21 protein-coding genes are annotated in these 23,656 nt (G+C 75.5%); 16 read left to right on the plus strand and 5 right to left on the minus strand.

Annotated elements, in window-relative coordinates:
• Nucleotides 1-1,401, minus strand: a 1,401-nt coding sequence (locus ACI79B_RS13930) for a DUF349 domain-containing protein (RefSeq protein ID WP_457000167.1), incomplete at its 3' end; no start/stop codon positions are given.
• 40 nt (nucleotides 1,402-1,441) lie between these two features.
• On the opposite strand from ACI79B_RS13930, the gene ACI79B_RS13935 reads away from it, so the two are divergent.
• Genes ACI79B_RS13935 through dapF form a run of 3 tightly spaced genes read left to right on the plus strand, consistent with a single transcriptional unit; the run spans nucleotide 1,442 to nucleotide 3,947 of the window.
• Nucleotides 1,442-2,146: a hypothetical protein gene (locus ACI79B_RS13935; RefSeq protein WP_456928987.1), complete on the plus strand. Its 705-nt coding sequence runs from the start codon at nucleotides 1,442-1,444 to the stop codon at nucleotides 2,144-2,146.
• On the plus strand, nucleotides 2,143-3,060 hold the full coding sequence (gene miaA / locus ACI79B_RS13940) for a tRNA (adenosine(37)-N6)-dimethylallyltransferase MiaA (protein ID WP_456928986.1): 918 nt from the start codon (nucleotides 2,143-2,145) through the stop codon (nucleotides 3,058-3,060). Before ACI79B_RS13935 ends, miaA begins: the two co-directional genes overlap by 4 nt.
• Nucleotides 3,057-3,947 (plus strand): diaminopimelate epimerase, encoded by an 891-nt coding sequence (gene dapF, locus ACI79B_RS13945; protein ID WP_456928985.1) that lies wholly within the window; start codon nucleotides 3,057-3,059, stop codon nucleotides 3,945-3,947. Before miaA ends, dapF begins: the two co-directional genes overlap by 4 nt.
• Here dapF and ACI79B_RS13950 read toward each other — a convergent pair.
• Nucleotides 3,944-4,147 carry a hypothetical protein gene (locus ACI79B_RS13950; RefSeq protein WP_456928984.1) on the minus strand — a complete coding sequence of 68 codons (204 nt, stop codon included), beginning with the start codon at nucleotides 4,145-4,147 and terminating at the stop codon, nucleotides 3,944-3,946. The two genes, dapF and ACI79B_RS13950, sit on opposite strands and share 4 nt — an antisense overlap.
• A gap of 152 nt (nucleotides 4,148-4,299) precedes the next feature.
• On the opposite strand from ACI79B_RS13950, the gene hflX reads away from it, so the two are divergent.
• The 3 genes from hflX to ACI79B_RS13965 all read left to right on the plus strand — a co-directional run bounded on the left by hflX (nucleotide 4,300) and on the right by ACI79B_RS13965 (nucleotide 7,666).
• Complete coding sequence (gene hflX / locus ACI79B_RS13955; RefSeq protein WP_456928983.1) at nucleotides 4,300-5,763, plus strand: GTPase HflX; 1,464 nt, start codon at nucleotides 4,300-4,302, stop codon at nucleotides 5,761-5,763.
• A 114-nt stretch (nucleotides 5,764-5,877) separates the two neighbouring features.
• Entirely contained in the window at nucleotides 5,878-6,624 is a 747-nt protein-coding gene (locus ACI79B_RS13960; RefSeq protein ID WP_456928982.1) for a phosphatase PAP2 family protein, read from the plus strand.
• Nucleotides 6,596-7,666, plus strand: a complete 1,071-nt coding sequence (locus tag ACI79B_RS13965; protein WP_456928981.1) for a hypothetical protein — start codon at nucleotides 6,596-6,598, stop codon at nucleotides 7,664-7,666. Before ACI79B_RS13960 ends, ACI79B_RS13965 begins: the two co-directional genes overlap by 29 nt.
• Nucleotides 7,667-7,694: 28 nt before the next feature.
• Here ACI79B_RS13965 and lexA read toward each other — a convergent pair whose 3' ends face one another.
• On the minus strand, nucleotides 7,695-8,474 hold the full coding sequence (lexA, locus tag ACI79B_RS13970) for a transcriptional repressor LexA (protein ID WP_456928980.1): 780 nt from the start codon (nucleotides 8,472-8,474) through the stop codon (nucleotides 7,695-7,697).
• A gap of 235 nt (nucleotides 8,475-8,709) precedes the next feature.
• On the opposite strand from lexA, the gene ACI79B_RS13975 reads away from it, so the two are divergent.
• From ACI79B_RS13975 to ACI79B_RS13995, 5 genes are all read left to right on the plus strand, one after another.
• A complete protein-coding gene (locus tag ACI79B_RS13975) occupies nucleotides 8,710-9,345 on the plus strand; it encodes a LysM peptidoglycan-binding domain-containing protein (RefSeq protein ID WP_456928979.1) in 636 nt (211 codons plus the stop codon).
• Nucleotides 9,346-9,463: 118 nt separating this feature from the next.
• A complete protein-coding gene (locus ACI79B_RS13980) occupies nucleotides 9,464-10,039 on the plus strand; it encodes a hypothetical protein (protein WP_456928978.1) in 576 nt (191 codons plus the stop codon).
• A gap of 511 nt (nucleotides 10,040-10,550) precedes the next feature.
• The gene (gene nrdR / locus ACI79B_RS13985; protein WP_456928977.1) at nucleotides 10,551-11,096 is read left to right on the plus strand and encodes a transcriptional regulator NrdR; all 546 of its coding nucleotides are present in this window, start codon (nucleotides 10,551-10,553) and stop codon (nucleotides 11,094-11,096) included.
• Nucleotides 11,097-11,232: 136 nt separating this feature from the next.
• Nucleotides 11,233-14,100, plus strand: a complete 2,868-nt coding sequence (locus ACI79B_RS13990) for a vitamin B12-dependent ribonucleotide reductase (RefSeq protein ID WP_456928976.1) — start codon at nucleotides 11,233-11,235, stop codon at nucleotides 14,098-14,100.
• A 376-nt stretch (nucleotides 14,101-14,476) separates the two neighbouring features.
• Complete coding sequence (locus ACI79B_RS13995; RefSeq protein ID WP_456928975.1) at nucleotides 14,477-15,931, plus strand: FAD-binding oxidoreductase; 1,455 nt, start codon at nucleotides 14,477-14,479, stop codon at nucleotides 15,929-15,931.
• 86 nt (nucleotides 15,932-16,017) lie between these two features.
• Here the strand turns inward: ACI79B_RS13995 and ACI79B_RS14000 are convergent, their stop codons facing one another.
• A complete protein-coding gene (locus ACI79B_RS14000) occupies nucleotides 16,018-16,290 on the minus strand; it encodes a hypothetical protein (protein WP_456928974.1) in 273 nt (90 codons plus the stop codon).
• 137 nt (nucleotides 16,291-16,427) lie between these two features.
• A complete protein-coding gene (locus ACI79B_RS14005) occupies nucleotides 16,428-16,733 on the minus strand; it encodes a hypothetical protein (RefSeq protein WP_456928973.1) in 306 nt (101 codons plus the stop codon).
• 223 nt (nucleotides 16,734-16,956) lie between these two features.
• Between ACI79B_RS14005 and ACI79B_RS14010 the strand changes: the two genes are divergently transcribed.
• The 5 genes from ACI79B_RS14010 to ACI79B_RS14030 all read left to right on the plus strand — a co-directional run bounded on the left by ACI79B_RS14010 (nucleotide 16,957) and on the right by ACI79B_RS14030 (nucleotide 23,587).
• Entirely contained in the window at nucleotides 16,957-18,756 is a 1,800-nt protein-coding gene (locus tag ACI79B_RS14010; protein ID WP_456928972.1) for a multicopper oxidase domain-containing protein, read from the plus strand.
• The gene (locus tag ACI79B_RS14015; RefSeq protein ID WP_456928971.1) at nucleotides 18,753-19,868 is read left to right on the plus strand and encodes a flavin-containing monooxygenase; all 1,116 of its coding nucleotides are present in this window, start codon (nucleotides 18,753-18,755) and stop codon (nucleotides 19,866-19,868) included. The genes ACI79B_RS14010 and ACI79B_RS14015 overlap by 4 nt, the downstream gene beginning before the upstream one ends.
• Before the next feature lie 26 nt (nucleotides 19,869-19,894).
• Complete coding sequence (locus tag ACI79B_RS14020; protein WP_456928970.1) at nucleotides 19,895-21,262, plus strand: DJ-1/PfpI family protein; 1,368 nt, start codon at nucleotides 19,895-19,897, stop codon at nucleotides 21,260-21,262.
• A gap of 42 nt (nucleotides 21,263-21,304) precedes the next feature.
• Nucleotides 21,305-21,763 (plus strand): hypothetical protein, encoded by a 459-nt coding sequence (locus tag ACI79B_RS14025; protein ID WP_456928969.1) that lies wholly within the window; start codon nucleotides 21,305-21,307, stop codon nucleotides 21,761-21,763.
• Nucleotides 21,764-21,829: 66 nt separating this feature from the next.
• Entirely contained in the window at nucleotides 21,830-23,587 is a 1,758-nt protein-coding gene (locus ACI79B_RS14030) for an MFS transporter (RefSeq protein WP_456928968.1), read from the plus strand.
• Nucleotides 23,588-23,656: the final 69 nt, after the last annotated feature.

Here is a 23,656-nt window from a genome sequence, read left to right on the forward strand (position 1 = left end):
GTGGGTCTTGTAGACCGCTTCCCCCAAGTCGGAAACGTGCGGGTTCGCCGGCCCCGACCCCCCCCCCCCGCCGCCCCCCCCCCCCCCCCCCCGCTGCTCGACGGCTTGCATGCGGTCCTCCAGCGAGCGCATCGCGCCGCGCGGCACGTGGCCGATGGCGTCGTAGCGCTCCTGGATCCGGCGCAGTGCGGCCTGGGCGCCGCGCAGGTCGGTCGACGGGTCGAGCTTCTCGGCCTCGGCCAACAGCTCCTCCTTCGCCTGCTGGTTGGCCAGCTGCTCGGAGTTGCGCGCCTTGTCCGACTCGGCCCGGGCGGTGAAGAAGACGTCCTGCGCGGCCCGGAACTGCTTCCACAGGTCGTCGTCGCCGTCGCGGCCGGTGCGCGGCACCGCCTTCCAGCGGTCCATGAGCGAGCGCATCGCGGCGCTGGTCGGGCCCCAGTCGGTCGACGTCGACAGCCGCTGCGCCTCGGCGATGAGCTCCTGCTTGGCCGCGCGGGCCTCGCCGCGCTGGGCGTCGAGCGCCGCGAAGTGCGCGCCGCGGCGGCGGCCGAAGGCGTCCCGGGCGGCGGCGAAGCGCGACCACAGCGCCTCGTCGGTCTTCCGGTCGATCCCGCGGATCGTCTTCCACTCCTCGACGATCGCCTTGAGCCGGTCGCCGGCGGCCTTCCACGACGTCGACTCCGCGGCGATCTGCTCCGCCTCGGCGGCCAGCGCCTCCTTGCGGGCTACCTGCGCGGCGCGGGCCGCGGCCTTCTCGGCGCGCGACTCGGCGGCGGCGGAGTCGGCGGTGCCGACCATCGCGCGGGCGCGGGCGGCCAGCCCGTCGAGGTCGCCGACCGCGGTGGCGGTGGGGATGGTGTCGGCCAGCGCCTGCGCCTTGGCCTTGATCTCGTTCGGGTTGCCGGTGTGCGCCTTCAGCCGCGCCTCGAGCAGCCCGACCTCGGTGGCCAGGTCGTCGTAGCGGCGGGCGAAGTGCGCCAGGCCCGCGGCCGGGTCGCCGGCCTGCCAGGAGCCGACCGCGCGCTCGCCGTCGGCGGTGCGCACGTAGACGGTGCCGTCCTCGTCGACCCGGCCCCACTGCGCGGGGTCCGACGCCGCCTCGGCGGCCGGCGCGGTCACCACCCCGGCGGGCGGCGCGGCCTCGGGGGTCACCGCCTGGGGGATCACGGCCTCGTCGGTGGCGGTCTCCGGGGCGGCGGTCTCCGGGGCGGCGGTCTCCGGGGTGGCGGTCTCCGCGGCGGGGGTCTCGGGAGCGGCCTCCGCCGTCGGGTCGGCCAGCGCCGCCTCGTCGGGGGTGGGCGCGGCGGGGGTCCCGGCCTCCGGGGTGACCGCGTCGGGACCCGCCGTCTCGGGCGTGGGGACCTGCTGCGACCCGTCTCCGGGGTTCGTCGTGCTCGACACGCACCGCAGTGTCCCACGCCGCATCGGCGAGACTGCTCCGGTGAGCAGCAGTCCCGCCGCAGCCGTCCCGGTCGCCTTCTGCCCGTGCCCCCCGCTGCTGCTCCCCGAGGTCGCCGGACGGGCCGCCGCGGACACCGCCGCGCTGCGCGCCGCGTGCACCGACGCCGTCGCCGCGCTGGTGGCGGCCGCGCCGGGACCGGTGGTCGTCGTCGGCCCCGACGCGGAGGGCCGGCACGGCCCGGGCGACGCCGGGGACCTGCGCGGGTTCGGCGTGGACGTCGAGGTGCCGCTGGACGGGCAGGCGCGGCCGGGGGGCCGCCGGCTGCCGCTGTCGCTGACCGTCGGCGCGTGGCTGCTGCGCGGTGCGGGGCACACCGGCCCGCGGGTCGGCGTCGGCCCCGGCGACCTCGCCGCCGTCGTCGCGGAGCTGCCCGGTGCCGGCCTGCTGGTCATGGGCGACGGCTCGGCGCGCCGCAGCGAGAAGGCGCCCGGCCACCTCGACCCGGCCGCCGCGCCCTTCGACGCCGCCGTCGCCGCGGCCCTGGCCGCCGGGGACGCCGCCGCGCTCGCCGCGCTGGACCCGGCCGAGGGGCAGCGCCTGCTGGCGGCCGGCGTGCCGGCCTGGCGGGCGGCCGGTGCGCTGCTGGCCGGCCGGGACGTCACCGCCGAGCTGCGGTTCGACGACGCCCCCTTCGGCGTCGGCTACCTCGTGGCGTCCTGGACGGCCGCCGGGACCGTCCCGTGACGCCGCCCGTCGTCGCCGTCGTGGGGCCGACGGCGACCGGCAAGACCGCGCTGGCGGTGACCCTCGCCCAGCGGCTCGGCGGGGAGGTGGTCAACGCCGACTCCATGCAGCTCTACCGCGGCATGGACATCGGCACCGCCAAGCCGGACCCCGCCGAGCGGCAGGGCGTGCCGCACCACCTGCTCGACGTCTGGTCCGTGCGGCAGGCGGCGTCGGTGGCCGAGTACGCGCGGCTGGCGCGCGCCGAGGTGGACCGGCTGCGGGCGCGCGGGGTGCTGCCGCTGCTGGTCGGCGGGTCGGGGCTGTACGTGCGGGCCGTCCTCGACGACCTGGACATCCCCGGCACCGACCCCGCGGTGCGGGCCCGGCTGCAGGCCGAGCTGGAGGAGTCCGGCCCGGCCGCGCTGCACGCCCGGCTGGCCGCGGTCGACCCCGCCGCGGCGGCCGCGGTCCTGCCGTCGAACGGACGGCGGATCGTGCGCGCGCTGGAGGTCGTGGAGATCACCGGCCGGCCGTTCCGCGCGACGCTGCCCGAGCCGCGGCCGCACTACCCGGCGGTGGTCGTCGGCCTGGACCGCGAGCCCGCCGAGCTCGACGAGCGGGTCGCCGCCCGGGTGGATCGGATGTGGGCCGCCGGGTTCGTCGCCGAGGTCGAGGCGCTGGTGGCCGAGGGCCTGCGCGAGGGGCCCACCGCCTCCCGGGCGCTCGGCTACGCGCAGGTGCTCGCCCAGCTCGACGGCGAGCTCACGCCCGCCGAGGCGCGCGAGCGGACGGTCGGCACCACCCGCCGCTTCGTCCGCCGGCAGCGCTCCTGGTTCCGCCGGGACACGACGACGACGTGGTTCGACGCCGCCCGCCCCGACCTCGCCGACGCCGTCGGGGCGCTGCTGGCCGGCCGTACGATCGGGCGGTGAGCGACCGGTTCCTCCTCGGGCACGGCACCGAGAACGACTTCGTCGTCCTGCCCGACCCCGACGGGGACCGCTGGCCCGAGGACCGCCTCGACGCCGCCCTCGTGCAGCGGCTCTGCGAGCGCCGCGCGGGCCTCGGCGGCGACGGTGTGCTGCGGGTGGTGCGCAGCCGGCACGTGCCCGACGCGCCCGCCGTCCTCGGCGACGCGCTCGAGGCCTGCGAGTGGTTCATGGACCACCGCAACGCCGACGGCTCGCACGCGGAGATGTGCGGCAACGGCATCCGCCTGTTCCTGCACGCGCTGGTCACCGAGGGCCTGCTCGACCGCGCCGCCTGCGCCGACGGCGTGCTGGTCGGCACCCGGGGCGGCCCGCGGCGGGTCGGGGCCGGCGCCGACGGCGGCTACTGGGTCGACATGGGCCCGGCCCGGCCGTTCGGCCGCGGCGAGGCCACCGTCGGCGGGCAGGCGTTCCCCGGGCAGGCGGTGTCGATGGGCAACCCGCACCTGGTGTGCCTGACCGACGCCGACCTCGACGCCCTGGACCTCACCGCCCAGCCCGGCTTCAACCCGGGCCTGTTCCCCGAGGGCGTCAACGTCGAGTTCGTGCGGGTGCTCGCCGGCCCGGCCGAGGGCGCCGACGCGCACGTGCGGCTGCGGGTGCACGAGCGCGGCGTGGGGGAGACCCGCTCCTGCGGCACCGGCGCCTGCGCCACGGCGTACGCGGCGCTGGCGGCCGGCGCGGACGGGCCCGCGGTGCGCGGCACCGTCGTGGTCGACGTCCCCGGCGGCCGGCTCACGGTGGACGTCTCCCCGGAGACGACGGTGCTGCGCGGTCCCGCCGTCGTCGTCGCCGCCGGGGAGCTGACCCGGGAGTGGCTCGCCGGCTAGGGGTTGTCCGGGGTGTCCGCGCGGGTCTCGGGCTCGTCGGTGGGCGCCTCGGGCTTGTCGGCCGGGCCGGTGTTGCCGGTGCCGCGCGGCTCGCCGCGGCCGGTGTCCTGGTCGGCGCCCCCGAACGGGTTGCGCGGCGGGGTCAGGCCGGCCGGGTCGCGGCCGGGGTCGTCGGTGCCGGCGTCGCTGCTGGTGCTCACGGGGGTCCCTCCTCGACTGTGGTGTCCGTCCCGCCCTACCCGCCTCCCGGCGGGATGCACCTGACCCGTTCCGGTGTTGTAGGGGGCGTATGACGACTGCAGAGACGACAACCCAGGTGACCGGCGTGGCCTCGCGTGTCACGCTGGACGTGATGACGACCGCCCCCGAGAGCACCCCGCTCGACGACGACACGCTCGTCGAGACCCGTCCCGCGCCGGCCGGCCAGTGGGACGAGGACGACGACACGACCGGCTCCTACACGCTCGAGGCCCGTGGCGCACTGCGCCGCGTCGCCGGGCTGTCCACCGAGCTCGCCGACGTCACCGAGGTCGAGTACCGGCAGCTGCGCCTCGAGCGCGTCGTGCTCGTCGGTGTGTGGACCGAGGGCACCCAGGCCGACGCCGACCGCTCGCTGGCCGAGCTGGCCGCGCTCGCCGAGACCGCGGGCTCCCAGGTCCTCGAGGCCGTGAGCCAGCGGCGGGACAAGCCCGACGCCGGCACCTACGTGGGCTCGGGCAAGGCCAACGAGATCCGCGACATCGTGGCCGCGACCGGCGCGGACACCGTGATCTGCGACGGCGAGCTGACCCCCGGCCAGCTCAACGCGCTGGAGAAGATCCTCAAGGTCAAGGTGGTCGACCGGACCGCGCTGATCCTCGACATCTTCGCCCAGCACGCCACCAGCCGGGAGGGCAAGGCCCAGGTCGAGCTCGCCCAGATGCAGTACATGCTGCCGCGGCTGCGCGGCTGGGGTGAGTCGCTGTCCCGGCAGGCCGGTGGCCGCGTCGCCGGCGGTGGCGGCATCGGTACCCGCGGTCCCGGTGAGACGAAGATCGAGACCGACCGGCGGCGGATCCGGTCGCGGGTGAGCAAGCTGCGCCGCGAGATCGCCGGCATGGCGACCGCCCGGGCCACCCAGCGCTCGGGCCGCGACCGCAACGCCGTCCCCGGCGTGGCGATCGCCGGCTACACCAACGCCGGCAAGTCCAGCCTGCTCAACCGGCTGACCGGCGCGGGCGTGCTGGTGGAGAACGCGCTGTTCGCCACCCTCGACCCGACGGTGCGCCGGGCCCAGTCGCCCGACGGCCGCGAGTACACGCTCACCGACACCGTCGGCTTCGTGCGGCACCTGCCGCACCAGCTCGTCGACGCGTTCCGCTCCACGCTGGAGGAGGTGGCCGGCGCAGACCTGCTGCTGCACGTCGTCGACGGCTCCGACCCCGACCCGCTCGGCCAGATCGACGCGGTGCACGTGGTGCTGCGGGAGATCGACGCGGCGGCGGTGCCCGAGCTGATCGTCGTCAACAAGGTCGACGCCATGACCGAGGACGACGTGCTGACCCTGCGCCGGGCGCTGCCCGGTGCGGTGTGGGTCTCCGCGCGCACCGGCGAGGGCATCGAGCAGCTGCGCGAGGTCGTGGCCGCCCGGCTGCCGCACCCGGACGTCGAGGTCGAGGTGCTCGTGCCCTACGACCGCGGCGACCTGGTCGCGCGCGTGCACCGCGACGGCGAGGTGCTCAGCGAGGAGCACGAGGCCGCCGGCACCCGGCTGACCGCCCGCGTCGACGGCGGCCTGGCCGCCGCGCTCGAGCGGTTCGCCGTCCCGGTCGGCTGACCGCCCCCTCCACCCCGGACCGCCCGGGTGCCCGGCTCCGCGCCGGGTGCCCGGGCGGCTCGCCGTTCCGGCCCGTGAGGTCACGGGCGGGTCACGGCCCGGTACCGTGACCCGGTGACCAGCGGCGTGGTGCGGCGCACCTCCGGCGCGCCGGCCGGGCGCCCGGAGCGGGCCGCCCGGCCGCCCGCCGTGGTCGGTGCCGGCCGCCCGCCGTGGTGGCTGCTGGTCCTCGCGTTCGCGGTCACCGTCGGGGTCACCGTCGACCTGCTCAGCCGCGGGGTGCTCGAGCGGCTGGACCTCGAGGTCTCCGAGGTGGTCAGCGCCTGGGACCTGCGCGACTCCCCGGCGTACTGGCCGGTGTGGGCGGTCACCCAGATCGGCGGCCGCGGCACCATCCTCATCGTGCTGGCCGCCCTGGTCGGCTGGCTGTGCCTGCGGGAACGGACGCTGCTGCCCCTGCTGCGGGTGGTCACCGCGCTGGCCCTGCTCACCGTCGTCGTCTACGCGTTCAAATTCGGTACCGGCCGCACCGCGCCCGCCTATCCCGGCTCGTTCTTCCACCGCGACGGCGCCAGCTACCCCTCCGGGCACGTGGCCAACGCCGTGCTCATGTGGGGCGTGGCGCGCTGGCAGGCGGTCGAGTACGGGCTCGGTCCCCGGGTGCAGCGCACGCTGTGGTGGCTGGCCGTCGTCGGGCCGGTGGCCACGGGGATCGCGATGGTCTCGCTGGACTTCCACTGGGTCACCGACGCGGTGGTGGGCGCGGCCGTCGGCCTCCTGCTGCTGGGCGTGGTTCACGCACTCGACGCGCTGGTGCTGTCACGCTGGGCGAGTGCCCGAGCCGGCCGCCCGTCCGCGTAGCGCCGCCCGGCGGGTCCCGGCCGTCCTGCTGACGACGGTCCTGCTCGGCCTCCCGGTGGCCCCGGCCGCCGCCGAGGAGCCGGCCGCCCCCTCGGTCCGCTGCCAGGTGACCGATCCCCGGCTGGCCGAGCTCTCCGGCCTCGTCGACGTCGGCGACCGCGTGCTCGCCATGGTCGACGGCGGCGACCAGGTCGCCGTGTACGTGCTCGACGGCGCCTGCCAGGTGGTCGACGTGACCACCGCGCCGGTGGACCCCTACGACCCCGAGGACCTCGGCGTCGGCCCGGACGGCACGGTGTGGCTGGCCGACACCGGCGACAACACCACGGTCCGGACGACGGTCGCGCTCGTCGCGCTGCGGCCCGACGGCGGGACGGCGCTGTACCGGCTGACCTATCCCGACGGCCCGCGCGACGCCGAGGCGCTGCTGCTCGCCCCCGACGGCACGCCGTACGTGGTGACCAAGGAGGTGCTCGGGGCCAGCCACGTCTACCGGCCGGCCGCGCCGCTGGTCGACGGCGGCACGGTCGCGCTGGCCGACGTCGGCACGGTGGCGTTCACGCTCACCGGCACGCCCGGCGGTCCCGTGGGCCGGGCGGGGCAGCTGATGGTCACCGGCGGGGCGGTGGCCCGCGACGGCAGCCGGATCGCGCTGCGCACCTACACCGACGCCTACGTCTGGCCGCTGACCGGCGCCGACGTCCCGGGAGCGCTGGCCGGGGAGCCGGTGCGGATCGCGCTGCCCGAGGCGCCTCAGGGGGAGGCGGTGTCGTTCACCGCGGACGGGAGCGCGCTGCTGGTGGCCGGCGAGGGCGTGCCCGGGGACGTCACCACGGTGCCGGTCCCGGTGGGGTCCGCGCCGCCCGCGCCGGCGGGGTCCGACCCGGTCGACCCGTCACCGTCGGCGCTGCTCGGCGGGGACTCCGCGGGCCTGTCGCCGGTGACCGCGGGGGTGGCCGCGGCCGTCGTCGCGACCGCGCTGGTGTGGCTCGGCGGACGGCTGCGCCGCCGCCGGTCCGGCGGTCCGCCCGCCGGCGCCTGAGCTCCGGCGCCGGCGGGGGACCTGCGGCTCAGACCCGCCGCAGGACCGTGACGACGCGGCCAAGGATGGTGGCCTCGTCGCCGGGGATCGGCTCGTAGGCCGGGTTGTGCGGCAGCAGCCAGACGTGCCCGTCCCGGCGCTTGTAGGTCTTGACCGTGGCCTCGCCGTCGAGCATCGCGGCGACGATCTCGCCGTTCTCGGCGGTGGGCTGCTGGCGGACGACGACCCAGTCGCCGTCGCAGATCGCCGCGTCGACCATCGAGTCACCGGCGACGCGCAGCATGAACAGCGTGCCCTCGCCGACGAGCTCGCGGGGGAGCGGGAAGACGTCCTCGACGGCCTGTTCGGCGAGCACCGGGCCACCGGCCGCGATCCGCCCGACCAGCGGCACGTAGGTGGGCGCGGTCGAGCCGTCGGCGGCCGCGGCGGGCGCGGCCGGGGCGGCGTCGCCCGCGGTCTCACCGGGCAGCCGCACGTCGAGCGCGCGGGGCCGGTTGGGGTCGCGCCGCAGCCAGCCCTTCTTCTGCAGCACCGACAGCTGGTGGGCGACCGACGACGCCGACGACAGGCCGACCGCCTCGCCGATCTCGCGCACCGAGGGCGGGTAGCCGCGCCGCTCGATCGAGTCGCGGATGACCTCGAGGACCCGGCGCTGCCGCTGGGTCAGGCCGTCGCCGGCCTCGCCGCGGTCGGGGAAGGTGCGCACGGCGCCCGCGCCCTCCGCGCCGGCGCCGCGCTCCGCGGCCGGACGGCGGGTCGTCGTGCCGCCGCCCCGGGTGCCCTGGCCGGTCCCGCTCGTGCCCGCCACGTCTCCTCCTCGCCGGCCGCGTCCCGCGGCCCGTCCGTCGCCCTCCCGGCCCCAGGCCGGTCGGCGGGCGGTGCGCCCGCACGGACCGTAGCGCGCCGGCGCCGCAGGTTCAAACGTGTGTTCGAAGGACACGCCGCGCCGCTCTCGCACTCGTCGGACCCGTGCGGTAGACATCCGATCAGACGTTCGATCGAACACGCGTTCGATGCGGTCGACCCGATCAGGAGGAGCGGTCATGGGCAGCGTGCGGCAGGCAGTGCTCGAGTTCGACGCGGCGGTCCGGGTCCCGTGGCGGCCGCCGCTCCGCGGGGAGGGCGCGACGGCGGCCGCCGGTGCGGCCCGCTCCGCGTCACCGGCTCGCACCGACCGGCCGGCGCCGCGCGCCGCCCTGCCGGGCTCGGGTCCCCGGGTCACGGGGCACCTGCGGCCGGTGCCCGACCTCCCCGCCGCGGCGCCCACGCGCGCCGCCGGGCCCGCCGCCGAGGGGCCGCGCACCCGCCGCGACCCGGCCCGCCCGAGCGGTCGGCCGGTGCGCTCGGAGCCCGCCCGGGCCGCCGTCCGCGCGCGGTGCGCGCCGGCCCCGGCGCCGGTGCGGCTGACCCGCCGTGGGCGCCGCCTGGTCGCCGTGCTGGTCCTCGCCACCGGCGTCGGCGGCGCCGCCCTCGGCCGGGAGTTCCTCGCCCCCCAGGACGGCCTGCGCCTGGCCGGCGAGAGCAGCGTCGTGGTCGAGAGCGGGGACACGGTGTGGTCGATCGCCGCGGAGGTGGCCGGCGCCGACCAGGACGTGCGCGCGGTGGTCGACGCGATCGAGGCGCTCAACGACCTGGAGGGGGCGGTCGTCGTCCCCGGCCAGGTGCTCCGCGTGCCCTAGGCGTCCCGCCCGGCGTCGTCACCGCGGAGATGTGACGAGACCGCGCCGGTGAGTTCGTCAACCATGCAGGCGCCGTCGTTTACGGTCCGGAGTCGTCAGAACACTTACGGTCAGGAGCGTGTCAGCAGCCGTGAACAGCACCGCAGCGGTGACCTTCCGGTCCCCGCAGGACGTCGAGGTCCTCGTGGACGGCGCCTGGATGCCGGGCGCCATGCTCGGCTGGCGCCACGACGCGACCGGCGGCTGTGAGGCCCGCGTCCGGCTGCGCGACGCCGCGGGAGCGGACAGCTGGGTGGACCTCACCCTCGTGCGGCTGCCCGAGCGGCACCTGACGCTGGCCTCCGGCCCCGGGAACGGGGTCGCCGACCCGGCGGGGACCGTCGGGTTGCCGGCAGTGGACCGGCACGCGGGCGTCCCGGGTGCCCACGCCGCCTGGCGGGGCACCCGCCGGCACGGCGGGGACGTCACCGCCGAGCAGCCCGCCGTCCGCCCCGCCGCGGCCGGGCGGCACCGCGCGCCCGCCGGCTCCGGCCGGCACCGGGCGGCGACCGCCGAGATGCCGGTCGTCAGCTGCCCGGCTCCGGCCGGCGGTGCGGTCGCGGAGGAGTCGGACATGCTGACCCGCCCCATCCGCCTCGGCGACCTGGTGCCGCACCCCCGCGGTGGCCGCCCCGCCGTCCGCCCCACCGCCTGACCCCACCGCCTGACCCCATCGCCGGGGCGGGTCCCCGGCGGTCCTCCGTCACCTCCGCCGGCGTGCCGCCGGGTGTCCCGGAGAGGCGCCTGCGCGCCGTCCGGGCGTCCGTGCGTGCCCCGGCTCGCGGTGGCCGGTTACACCCGGACGTCCCTCCCCGCGCGCCGACACGCGCGGGGCCCGGCGTGTCGTGTGACGGGAGGGAGTCCTGCTCGCGCCTGGTCACCACGGGGTCACGACCGGGTCTCGGCGGAAGAGACACGCGGGCTCTCGTCTTGCAGATGTAGTGGAGCGCGGCCTACTGTCCCCCTACATCTAGTAGTTGCACCGATGGAAGTCCTCCACAGGCCGTCCTCAGGACCTCCACGGGGTGTCCACCGGATGTCCCCAGAGGGGTCCACAGACAACGCAGACGGGCGGGTCCGCCAGGACCGGACGAGCCCGCCGGCACCAGCCGCCCGAGCCGGGTCCCCGGTCCGCGCGGGTCATCCGCGGAGGGAGGTGAACCGCAGTGCGCTGCCCGTTCTGCCACAACCCCGACAGCCGGGTGATCGACTCGCGCGAGGCCGACGAGGGTGCCACCACCCGTCGCCGCCGCTCGTGCCCGGCCTGTGGTCGCCGGTTCACCACCGTCGAGGAGGCGGTGCTCGCCGTCATCAAGCGCAGCGGGGTGAGCGAGCCGTTCAACCGGACCAAGGTCGTCGCCGGCGTGCGGCGCGCCTGCCAGGGCCGGCCGGTCGACGAGGACCAGCTCCAGCAGCTGGCCCAGCAGGTCGAGGACGCCATCCGCGCCAGCGGGGTGGCCGAGGTCCCCAGCCACGAGGTGGGGCTGGCCATCCTGCAGCCGCTGCGCGAGCTCGACGAGGTCGCCTACCTGCGCTTCGCCAGCGTCTACCGCGCCTTCACCTCGGTCGAGGACTTCGAGAAGGAGATCACCGAGCTGCGGGCCCGGCACCACCGCGGCGGCACCCCGCCGCTGCCCGGGCTGCAGATCGAGCCGCCGGCGCCGCGCCGCCGGGGCTCCGCCCGCAGCCCCTCCACCACCCGCGACGGCTGACCGCCGCCCGCGCGACCAGACGTGCGCCGGCAGCGTCGCCGGCCCTCTCAGCACCACCGGAACCGTCAGCAGGACCAGATAGGAACAGGGTGGCTCTCTTCCCCAGCCGCCCGCACCACTCACCGAGGGAGAGCTCGTGACCGAGATCGAGGACCGCCCGGCAAGCCGTACGCGCCGGGCCGCCAAGGCGCCGACCAGGGGGAAGGGCCTGAAGGTCAAGCGGGTCTACACGACCGCCGGCGTCCACCCGTACGACGAGGTGACGTGGGAGCGTCGCGACGTCGTCATGACCAACTGGCGTGACGGCTCGATCAACTTCGAGCAGCGCGGCGTCGAGTTCCCCTCCGAGTGGAGCATCAACGCCACCAACATCGTCACCACGAAGTACTTCCGCGGCGCCGTCGGCACCCCGCAGCGGGAGAGCAGCCTGCGTCAGCTCATCGACCGGGTGGTGCTCACCTACGGCGCGGCCGGCCGCGAGCACGGCTACTTCGCCACCGAGGGCGACGCCGAGGTCTTCGAGCACGAGCTGACCTGGATGCTGCTGCACCAGGTATTCAGCTTCAACAGCCCGGTCTGGTTCAACGTCGGCACGAGCGCGCCGCAGCAGGTCAGCGCCTGCTTCATCCTCGCCGTCGACGACACGATGGACTCGATCCTCAACTGGTACCGGGAGGAGGGGCTGATCTTCAAGGGCGGCTCCGGCGCCGGCCTGAACCTCTCCCGCATCCGCTCGTCCAAGGAGCTGCTGTCCTCCGGGGGCACCGCCTCCGGCCCGGTCAGCTTCATGCGCGGCGCCGACGCCTCCGCCGGGACCATCAAGTCCGGTGGCGCCACCCGCCGCGCGGCCAAGATGGTCGTCCTCGACATCGACCACCCCGACATCGAGGAGTTCATCGAGACCAAGGCGCGCGAGGAGGACAAGATCCGCGCGCTGCGGGACGCCGGGTACGACATGGACCTCGGCGGCAAGGACATCACCAGCGTCCAGTACCAGAACGCCAACAACTCGGTCCGCGTCTCCGACGAGTTCATGCGCGCGGTGGAGGACGGCACCGAGTTCGGCCTGCGCGCCCGCCTCGACGGGTCGGTCATCGAGCACGTCGACGCCCGGGACCTGTTCCGCAAGGTCACCCAGGCCGCGTGGGAGTGCGCCGACCCCGGCATCCAGTACGACGACACGATCAACGACTGGCACACCAACCCCGAGACGGGCCGGATCAACGCGTCCAACCCCTGCTCGGAGTACATGAGCCTGGACAACAGCTCGTGCAACCTGGCGTCGCTCAACCTCATGAAGTTCCTGAAGGACGACGGCACCTTCGACGCCAGGACCTTCGTCAAGGCCGTCGAGCTGATCATCACGGCGATGGACATCTCGATCTGCTTCGCCGACTTCCCGACCGAGCCGATCGGTGAGACCACCCGCGCCTACCGGCAGCTGGGCATCGGCTACGCCAACCTCGGCGCGCTGCTGATGGCCACCGGCCACGCGTACGACTCGCGGGGCGGCCAGACCCTGGCCGCGGCCATCACCTCGCTGATGACCGGCACCGCCTACCGCCGCTCGGCCGAGCTCGCCGGCATCGTCGGCGCGTACGACGGCTTCGCCCGCAACGCCGACGCGCACGCCCGCGTCATGCGCAAGCACGCCGCGGCCAACGACGCCATCCGCCCGGTCGGCGCCGACGACGCCGACGTGCTGCGGGCCGCCACCGCCCAGTGGCAGGAGTGCCTGGAGATCGGCGCGGAGAACGGCTGGCGCAACGCGCAGGCCTCGGTCCTCGCCCCCACCGGGACCATCGGCTTCATGATGGACTGCGACACGACCGGCATCGAGCCGGACTTCTCGCTGGTCAAGTACAAGAAGCTGGTCGGCGGCGGGTCCATGCAGATCGTCAACCAGACGGTCCCGCGGGCGCTGAAGAGCCTCGGCTACCAGGACGAGCAGGTCGAGGCGATCGTCGAGTTCATCGCCGAGCACGGCCACGTCGTCGACGCCCCGAGCCTGCGCCCGGAGCACTACGAGGTGTTCGACTGCGCCATGGGCGAGCGGGCCATCTCCCCGATGGGCCACGTCCGCATGATGGCCGCGGTGCAGCCGTTCATCTCCGGCGCGATCAGCAAGACGGTCAACATGCCGGAGACGGCGACCGTCGAGGACGTCGAGAACATCTACTTCCAGGGCTGGAAGCTCGGCCTCAAGGCGCTGGCGATCTACCGCGACAACTGCAAGGTCGGCCAGCCGCTGTCCGACGCCAAGGCCAAGAAGACCGAGGCCAAGGTCGAGGTCGAGGTCGCTCCGGTCGCCGCGACGTCGCACCCGGTCCGCCGCCGGCTGCCGAAGAAGCGGCAGAGCATGACGACGTCGTTCAGCGTCGCCGGCGCCGAGGGCTACATGACCGCCGGGATGTACGAGGACGGCAGCCTCGGCGAGGTGTTCCTCAAGCTCGGCAAGCAGGGCTCGACCCTGGCCGGTGTCATGGACGCCTTCTCGATCGGCATCTCGATCGCGCTGCAGCACGGTGTGCCGCTGGAGACCTACATCCAGAAGTTCACCAACATGCGCTTCGAGCCGGCCGGCATGACCGACGACCCGGACATCCGGATCGCCCAGTCGGTGATGGACTACATCTTCCGTCGCCTGGCGCTGGACCACCTGCCGGTCGAGACCCGCGCGACCCTCGGCATCTTCACCGCCGAGGAGCGGGCGGCGCAGGTGTCGGGCACGTACGGCGGCTCGGCCTCGACGGCGGAGGTCGTCGAGGAGGAGGAGGTCGACGTCGAGGCGCTGCGCGGCTCGGTGCCGACCGAGGCGCCCACCAAGCCGGAGCCGGCCGCCGACAAGCCGGTCAAGGAGGCCCACTCCTCGGCCGAGCTGCTCGAGCTGGTCACGGGCAACGTCACCGACGCGCCGCTGTGCATGACCTGCGGCACGAAGATGCGCCCCGCCGGCAGCTGCTACGTCTGCGAGGGCTGCGGCTCCACCAGCGGCTGCAGCTGACCTGACCGGTCAGGGACGTCCCTGACCACCGAGGTCGCCACCGGCCCGGTCCCCTCGCGGGGCCGGGCCGGTGGCGTTCCGCGGGGCAGAGGACCGGTGGCGGCGAGGTGCCCCGGGTGCTCCGGCCCGCTCGGCTGACAGGGCGAGCGGGCCGGGGGACCCCGCACGGACGCCACCCACCGCACGGCAGGTACCCGGCACGACCCGGCGGCGCGCTGGGTCAGCCCCGGGTCACCACACGCCGGGACCCGCCGGTCGACCGGGGATCCGGGCAACGGGCACGGGTGTCCGGCCACGGATGAGGTGCGATGGTGCCGCATCGCTTCCCAGCGGTCACGGACCGCCGGAGGCGAGCTCGAGTCCGCAGGGAGTCGTCATGCCGCTCGATCGCGCTGTCCTCACCCGTCTCGCCCGGTCCGTCGCCGGTCAGGTGCTGCAACCGGCCGACCCGGGGTTCGCCGCGGCACGGGCCGGGGCCGTCTGGAACGGCGCCATCACGCGCCGGCCGGCGCTGATCGTGCGGCCCGGGTCGGCGGAGGAGGTGGCACGGACCCTCGCCGTCGTGCGCGAGGAGGGGGCGGACCTGACCGTGCGCGGGGGCGGTCACAGCGGAGCCGGGAACGCCGTGGCAGAGGACGCCGTCATGATCGACCTGTCCCGGATCGCCGGCGTCCGGGTGGACCCGGCGGCCCGCCGGGTCCACGTGGGAGGCGGCGCGACGCTGGCCGCCGTCGACGCCGCGACCGCGCCGCTCGGACTGGCCGTGGCCGGCGGCACGGTCAGCCACACGGGCGTCTCGGGCCTCACGCTCAGCGGCGGCCTGGGCTGGCTGACGTCCCGGCAGGGGCTGGCGTGCGACAACCTGGTGGCCGCCACCCTGGTCACCGCCGACGGGCGCACCGTGACCGCCTCCGAGGACACCGAACCCGAGCTCTTCTGGGCGCTGCGCGGCGCCGGCACCAACTTCGGGATCGTGACCGAACTCGTGTTCGCCCCGCACGAGCTCGACCCGCTGGCGAACGTGGGCATGTTCTTCTGGCGACCTGACGACGCCCTCGAGCCGCTCCGCTTCGTCCGTGAGTACCTGTTCGACCTCCCGGCCGGGGTCACCGGGGCCGTGGTCGGGATGTCCGCGCCGCCGGAGCCGTTCGTGCCCGAGGAGCACCGCGGAGCGCGGGGCGTCGCGGTCATGGTCGCCGGCTGGGGCAGCGCCGAGGAGCACGCCGCCGCGATCCGGCCGCTGCGCGAGCGCCACCCGCTGTTCGAGATGGTCACCCCGATCCCGCACGTGGCGCTGCAGCAGATGCTCGACGACGCCAACCCGTGGGGCATCCGCGCCTACGACAAGGGGCTGAACCTCGACCACCTGGGCGACGAGGCACTCGCGGTCGTCCTCGAGCGGCTCCCCCTCATGCGCTCGCCGCTCTCCTACGTGCCCATGTTCCCGCTCACCGGCAGGTACAGCGAGATCTCCGACGACGCGACGGCGTGGGGCAGTCCCCGGCGTCCGCACTGGGCGCTGGCCCTCCTCGCCCTCGCTGCCGACGACCAGACCTACGAGGCCGACCGCGGGTGGGTCCGTGACCTGTGGAACGCCTTGCGCCCCTACGCCCCCGACGACGGGACGTACCTGAACTTCGAGGCCGACACCGACGAGCGGCGGGTGCGCGCCTCCTACGGCGAGAGCAAGTACCGCCGCCTCGCCGAACTCAAGAGCGCGTGGGACCCGGAGAACGTCTTCCGGCACAACCCCAACATCCCGCCCGCCCCGGCCGGCGTCCCCGCGCCCCGTGAGCCCGTGCCGGCCCCGGCAGACGAGGTCGTCCGCTGACCCCGCGCACCTCCCCGCCGCGACCGTGGACCCGCGATGCGGCCACCGGGTCGCCGCCCGCCCGGAGCAGGCGGGCGGCGCGGAGGTCAGACGGCGGCCGGCTGGCCCGCGACGATCACGGAGTGCTCACTGACCTCGAACACGTCGTTGATCGCGTTGTCACCGACGAGCTGGTCGAGGACGCCCTCGAGTACCTCGCGGCTCGGCACACGCCACAGGCACAGGGCCCGGGCGTCGTCCGTCGAGGTGCAGGTCGACATGAGGTCGACGCCCTCGGGCAGGGTGCCGAGGTCGGCGGTCTCGATCATGTGCTCCCACCGGCCAGCGTCCCGGATGGTGTGGATGACTCCGAAGTACACGGCTGCCTCCCTGGTGCCGGATGGCTGTGGAACGCAGCACAGGGTGCGCGTGGAACCGGTCCGCGGACAGGGCCGTGGGGCTCTGCTGCGGGCCCCCCACCCGGGGGATCGGTCCGGGCGACGACCTGGGCCGCGGGTCAGGGCAGCCGCGCGAGCAGCGCCCGGGCGAGCGCCGCGGCCGCCGGGTCGGGCGGCCGGGACGTCGCCGCGGCGCGCAGCCAGCCCGCCAGCGGCGCGGCCAGCGCGGGGGAGAGGGCCGCGATCCACGCACCGGTGCCGGCCCGCGCCTCGGCCACGTGCTCGGTGCTCCCGTCGGGGAGGTGCGCGACCACCTCGGGGCGGGTCGCCAGCAGCCCTCCGGTCCGCCAGTCGCCGGGAGTCGTCCGGGCGGCGAGCGCCTCGAGTCGGTCGGCCGCCGTCCGCAGCAGCTGCTCGGGGTCCACGGCCGGATGGTGCCCGACGGGCCGCACCGTCGCGGAGCGTCTGGACAGCCCGCACCCGGCGGCGGTGGACTACCAGTCCGCACAGGAGGCGCCATGACCGCGGAGCACGTCGTCGAGCCTGCCCGCGCCGGTGCGCGCGGCGCCGCGGACTCCCTCGGATCCCCTCACGTCGCCGGCGGCACCCGGAGCTGAGACTCCACGCTCACCGACAGGAGGACGTCCCGTGGACACCTTCCTCTCCACCGACCTCACCGGCCTGCCCGAGGCCGTCGCGCCCGAGGTGATCGAGCTGCGCAACGGCGAGGAGCTGCGGTTGCGCCCAGCTCCGGTCGCCAAGCGGATCGGGGACAGCACGGTGCGGATGCTGGCCTACAACGGGTCGATCCCCGGCCCCACGCTGCGGGTCCAGCAGGGGTCGGAGGTCGTCGTGCACGTCACCAACGGCACCGACCTCGACACCACCGTGCACTGGCACGGGCTGCGTCTGGAGAACCGCTACGACGGCGTGCCGCACGAGACGCAGGCACCGATCCCGCCGGGCGGGGAGTTCACCTACCGCATCCAGTTCCCCGACCCGGGCGTGTACTGGTACCACCCGCACGTCCGTGAGGACGTCACCCAGGAGCTGGGCCTCTACGGCAGCATCCTGGTCACCCCGGACGAGCCGGACTACTGGCCGCCGGCGCACCGCGACGTGGTGCTGACCCTCGACGACCTGCTGCTCGAGGACGGCGCCATCGCCCCGTTCAGCCGCACCGAGACCAACTACGCGGCGATGGGCCGCTACGGCAACGTGATGCTCACCGGCGGGGAGACCGCCCCCGCGTTCACCGCGCGGACCGGCGAGGTCGCCCGGCTGTGGCTGACGAACACCGCCAACAGCCGCGTCTTCCGGGTGGCCGTGCCCGGTGTCCGGATGAAGCTCGTCGGCGGCGACAGCGGCCGGGTGGAGCACGAGGAGTTCGTCCCGGACGTGGTGCTGGCCCCGTCGGAGCGGGCGGTCGTGGACGTGCTGTTCGACCGGGCGGGCGAGTTCGCGCTGGAGCACCGCACCCCCCACCGGACCTACCGGCTGGCGGCGTTCACCGTCACCGGTGAGGTCGCCGAGCCGCCGCTGGCCGACCGGTTCGAGTCGCTGCGCACCGCTCCGGAGCTGGAGGCCGAGCGGGAGCGGCTGGGCGCGTGGCTGGCCGCGGAACCCGACGAGGTCCTCGGGATCGTCGCCGAGATGGACGACCCGGCCGCGCCCGCGGCGGCGGGACCGGCGACCTACGCCTGCCCGATGCACCCGGAGGTGGTCAGCGACGAGCCGGGGCGCTGCCCGAAGTGCGGCATGAAGCTCATGGCGACCACACCTCCCGTGACGTACGCGTGCCCGATGCACCCCGAGGTGGTGAGCGACGAGCCGGGGCGCTGCCCGAAGTGCGGCATGAAGCTGATGGCGACCGCCCCGGCCGGGGCGGCCGCCGCCGGTCACGACCCGGGCCACGGTCACGACCCGGGCCACGGTCACGACCCGGGCCACGGCACGGACGCCCCGGAGGCGTCAGCGACCGGTCACGACGCCGCGCACGCGCACGCCCACCACCACGGTCCCGCCACCGCCGACGGGATCGAGTGGGAGGACGAGATGGTCGAGACGAACCGGGCCACCACCACGGAGACGATGCGCTGGAAGCTGCTGGACCGCAGCGCCGGCCGCGACGGGCTCCCCGTCCACTGGCACTTCACCGCCGGTCAGCGGGTCAAGATCCGGCTGGTCAACGAGATGGACTCCGACCACCCGATGCACCACCCGTTCCACGTCCACGGTGCCGGCCGCTTCCTCGTCCTCGCCCGGGACGGGACCGTCGAGCCGAACCTGGTGTGGAAGGACACCGTGCTCATCCCGACCGGGCAGATCGTCGACATCCTGCTCGACGTCACCAACCCCGGCCTGTGGATGGCGCACTGTCACATCGCCGAGCACATGCACGCCGGGATGATGTTCAGCTTCACCGTGGACCGGGGAGCGACGCCGTGACCGCCCCGGCCGAGCCGTTCGACGTCGTCGTCGTGGGCGGCGGGCAGGCCGGCCTGGCCGCCGCCTGGCACCTGCGCGAGCGGGGGCTGCGCTTCCTGGTCCTGGAGGCCGCGGCGGAGCTCGGGCACACCTGGCGCACGCGCTGGGAGTCGCTGCGGCTGTTCACCCCGGCCGAGCACGACGCGCTGCCCGGCCTGCCGTTCCCGGCGCCGGCCGGCACCTACCCGGGCAAGGAGGCGGTCGCCGACTACCTGCGCGACTACGCCGCCGCCTTCGACCTGCCGGTGCAGCTAGAGGCGCGGGTCACCCGGCTCGAACGCACCGACGCCGGTTTCCGGATCGGCACCGCCGACCGGACGTACCCCGCCCGGCAGGTGATCGTGGCCACAGGGCCGTTCCAGACCCCGTTCGTCCCGCCGCTCGCCGCCGGGCTGGACGCCTCGGTGACCCAGGTGCACAGCTCCGGGTACCGCAGCCCCGACGCCCTGCCCCAGGGGCCGACGCTGGTCGTCGGCGGCGGGAACTCCGGCTTCCAGATCGCCGAGGAGCTCGCCGCCACCCGGCCGGTGGAGCTGTCGGTCGGCTCGACCTACGCCGCGCTGCCGCAGCGGCTGCTCGGCCGCGACCTGTTCTGGTGGTTGACCCGACTGCGGCTGATGCGGGTGCCCGCCGGCTCCCGGCTCGGCCGCCGGATGCAGTCCCGCGGCGAGTTCCTCATCGGCAGCAGCCGGCGCGCCCTGCAACGGGCCGGCGTGAGATTCCGACCCCGGCTGGTCGACGCCGCCGGCCGCAGGGTCCGGTTCGCCGACGGCAGCAGCCGCGAGGTCGCCGCCGTCGTCTGGGCCACCGGCTACCGGCCCGACCACTCGTGGATCGCCATCCCGGGCGTGATCCGCGACGGCCGGATCGTCCACACCCGTGGCGTCACCGAGATCCCCGGCCTGTACTTCCTCGGCCTGTCCTGGCAGCACACCCGCGGCTCGGCGCTGCTGGGCTTCGTCACCGACGACGCCGCCCACGTCGTCGACGCCGCCGCGAGGAGCAGCGGCCGCGTACCCGGACCGCGCGGCGCACCCGATGCACTGGCGGCCCCGCACCGGGTCCGGCACTGATCGCCGAGCACCGGAAGGAGACCACCATGCCCAGCACCGAGAAGGTCCTCGCGTTCCCGATCTACCCCGGCGTGACGCCGCTGGACCTGATCGGCCCGCTCACCGTGCTGATGGGCCCCGGCATCGGCGGCATGCGGTACCGCACCGTCGTGGTCGGCGAGCGGGCCGATCAGCTGGCCACCGACACGCCGCTGCAGCTCGTGCCGGCTGCCACCTTCGCCGACGTCCCCGACCCCTGGGCCGTCATCGTGCCCGGCGGCGGCGCGAGCACCCTTACCGCGATGGAGGACGAGCCGCTGCTGTCCTACGTCCGCTCGGCCGCCAACGGGGCGGAGGTGGTGGGCTCCACCGGCAACGGGGCTCTCGTGCTGGCCGCGGCCGACCTGCTGCACGGCCGGCGGGCGGCCGTCCACTGGGCCTTCCGCGAGCCGCTGGAGAAGCTGGGCGCGATCCCCGCCGCCGAGCGGTGGCGGGCCGACGGCCGGTTGCACACCGCCGCCGGCGGCACGGCCGGCATCGACCTGGCGCTGACCCTGCTGGCCCGGATGCGCGGCACGACCATCGCCCGGCTGACCCAGCTGTCCGCGGAGTACGACCCGCAACCGCCGTTCGGCCGGGTGGGGCCGGACCCCGCCGACGACGAGCTCGCCGGGACGCTGCGCGATCCCGACAGAGCGCCGATCGCCGGTCGTGGGGCAGGCGACGAGCGGCTCATCGCCTTCGTGCTCTACCCGGGGCTGACCGTGCTCGACCTCGTCGGCCCGCTGCAGGTACTGACGGCGATGCAGCGGTTCGCGCCGGGCTACCGCACGGTGACCGTGTGGGCCCGCCGCGAGCCCGTACCCACCGACGTGGGCGTGCCGATGGTCCCCGACCGGACGTTCGACGAGGTCCCGCACCCGGCGATCGTGCTCGTGCCCGGCGGGGCGATCCCCACCATCCGCGCGATGACGGACCCGCTGGTCCGCGACTACGTGCGGTCCGCCGCCGCCACGGCCGAGCTGACCACCTCGGTGTGCACCGGCTCCCTCATCCTCGGCGCGGTCGGGCTGCTGGAGGGACGTGACGCCACGACCAACTGGTTCTACTCGGGGATCCTCGAGAACCTGGGCGCCACCTACCACCAGCGCCGATGGGTCGAGGACGGCGACCTGGTCACGTCCGCGGGCGTCTCCGCCGGCATCGACATGGCGCTGCACCTCGCCGCCCGGCTGACCGACGAGGCCACCGCCCGCCGGGTGCAACGGGCCCTCGACTACGACCCGCAGCCGCCCTGGGGCGGCATCGACTACGACCGGATCCCGCCGCTGCCGCGGGCCCTGCGCGGCGCGATCGGGCTGACCGCGCCGGTGGTCGCCGGGCGCGCCAGGCGGCTCACCCGGGCCGGACGCTGACCCGCGGCCGGACCGGCGGCGCACCGGGGAGGGGAGGAGGACGTGACCGCCTCCGAGAGCGCGCAGCGCCGCGACGCGACGGCCGCCGGGGTGCGCGGCCTGCGCACCCCGATCGCCTGGGGCGTGGTCTGGGGCGTCCTGCAGGCCGCGTCGCCGCTGGCCTTCCCCTGGCTCGACGACGCCACCGTCTACGCGCTGGGGATCGTCCTGATCGCCGCGGTCTACATCGGGTTCGGCGTGGCGGACGGACGCGGCAGGGTCGTCGCCGTCGAGACCGTCGTCGCCGCCGTCTTCGTCGTCGTCGCCGCGGCGGGGGTGACCGGTTCGGCCTGGCTGCTCGTGGCCGGCCTGGCCGGCCACGCCCTGAAGGACCTCTGGCAGCACCGCACCGGGTTCGTGGCGAACACCCGCTGGTGGCCGCCGTTCTGCGCCGCCGTCGACGTCGTCGCCGCCGCGCTGATCGCCGTCCTGATCGTGGCCGACGTCCACCTCGGGCGGTGAGCGGCGGGCGGCGGTCGTCCGATCGGGACGATGCCCCGGAGCGCGCCGCGGGCGGAGCCTTCGGCGGTGGTCGTCGCGCCCGAACCGGAGGTCAGGACCGCGCCCCGGCGGGCCGGGCTGGTCCTCACGGCACTGGTCCTCGTCGCTGCCGTGGCCAACCTGAACCTGTCGGTGGCGAACGTGGCGCTGCCGCAGATCGGGCGGAGCTTCGACTCCGGCCAGACGGCGCTGGACCTGGTCGCGGTCGGCTACTCCCTGGGCCTGGCCTGCTCGGTGCTGTGGCTGGGCGCCCTGGGCGACCGGTACGGGCGCAAGCTCATGCTGCTCGGCGGCACCGTCCTCGCCGTCCCGATGTCCCTGCTGGCCGCCTACGCGCCGAGCGACACCGTGCTCTTCCTCGCCCGGGTGGGCGGCGGCCTCGCCGCCGGCATGGCCTACCCGACGACGCTGGCGCTGATCACCGCGCTGTGGGCCGGCCCCGGCCGGACGAGGGCGATCGCCCTGTGGTCCGGCCTCGGTGGCGCCATCGCCGCGCTCGGCCCGGTCCTCTCCGGGCTGGTGCTGCGCCAGTTCTGGTGGGGGTCGGTGTTCCTGCTGACCCTGCCGCTGGCCGTGCTGGCGCTGGTCCTGGCCTGGGTGTTCGTCCCCGCCCACGTCAACGAGTCGACCGGCGGGATCGACAACTGGGGCGGGCTGCTCTCCCTGGTGCTCGTCGGCTCGCTCATCCTGTCGATCAACTTCGCGCCGGTGCCGGGCCGGACGGCGCTGACCCTGGTCCTCGCCGCCGTCGCGGTGCTCGCCCTCGCCGCCTTCGCCCTCCGGCAGCGCCGCGCCCGCGACCCGCTCTACGACCTGGAGGTGGCCGCGCGGCCGACGTTCTGGGTCGCCGCGTGCGCGGGTGTGATCGTGTTCGGTTCCCTGATGGGCGCGATGTTCGTCGGCCAGCAGTACCTGCAGAACGTGCTCGGCTACTCGACCCTCGAGGCCGGCCTGGCGATCCTGCCCGCCGCGGCGCTCATGGTGCTGGTCGCACCGCGCTCCGCGGCGATCGTCGAGGCCCGCGGCGCGCGGGTCACGCTGCTGTACGGCTACGCGTTCGTGCTGCTCGGTTTCCTGACGATGCTGCTGCTGTGGACCGAGGGCGCCGGGTACTGGCGGGTCGGCCTCGGTTACGCCCTCGTCGGCATCGGCGTGGGCCTGGCCGGGACACCGGCGTCGCACTCGCTGACCGGGTCGGTGCCGGTGCGCCGGGTGGGCATGGCGTCGGGCACCGCGGACCTGCAGCGCGACCTCGGCGGCGCGGTCATGCAGTCGGTGTTCGGGGCGCTGCTCACCGCCGGCTACGCGTCCGCGGCCGGCGCGGCGATCAGCGCCTCGGGCAGCGACGTCACCAGCAGCGTGCAGAGCGAGCTGACCAAGTCGTTCTCCAGCGCCGTGGACACCGCGCAGCGCTACCCCGAGCAGGCCGACCAGATCGTGGCCGCGGCCCGGACCGCGTTCCTGCAGGGCGACCAGTGGGCCTACCTGGCCGGCATCGTCGCCGTGCTGCTCGGGGCGGTGCTGGTCTTCGCCCGGTTCCCCCGACGGGACGAGGAGCGGTCGCTGCTCGCCCGGTACCGCACCGATGACAGCGCACCGCCCGACGGTCCGCCCTCCGGCGTCCCGACCTCCGCAGCGGCTCCGGAGGAGTCCCCGGCCGCGGGCCCGGACGTCCCCGCGCCCCGCCCGTCCGCCGAACCCCGGACCGGTGAGCACGGTGCGGACGAGCGTCTCCCGGACGGTGCTCCGGCCGAGTCGCGCCGGCGCCGGGACCGGGACCGGTAGCGGGTCTCCCCGGGGGTGGCGGCGGCGGCTCTCCGAGCAGGTGGTCGCGGCGCGCGGGGACCGGTGGCC

The organism is Geodermatophilus sp. SYSU D00879 (genome assembly GCF_054050375.1).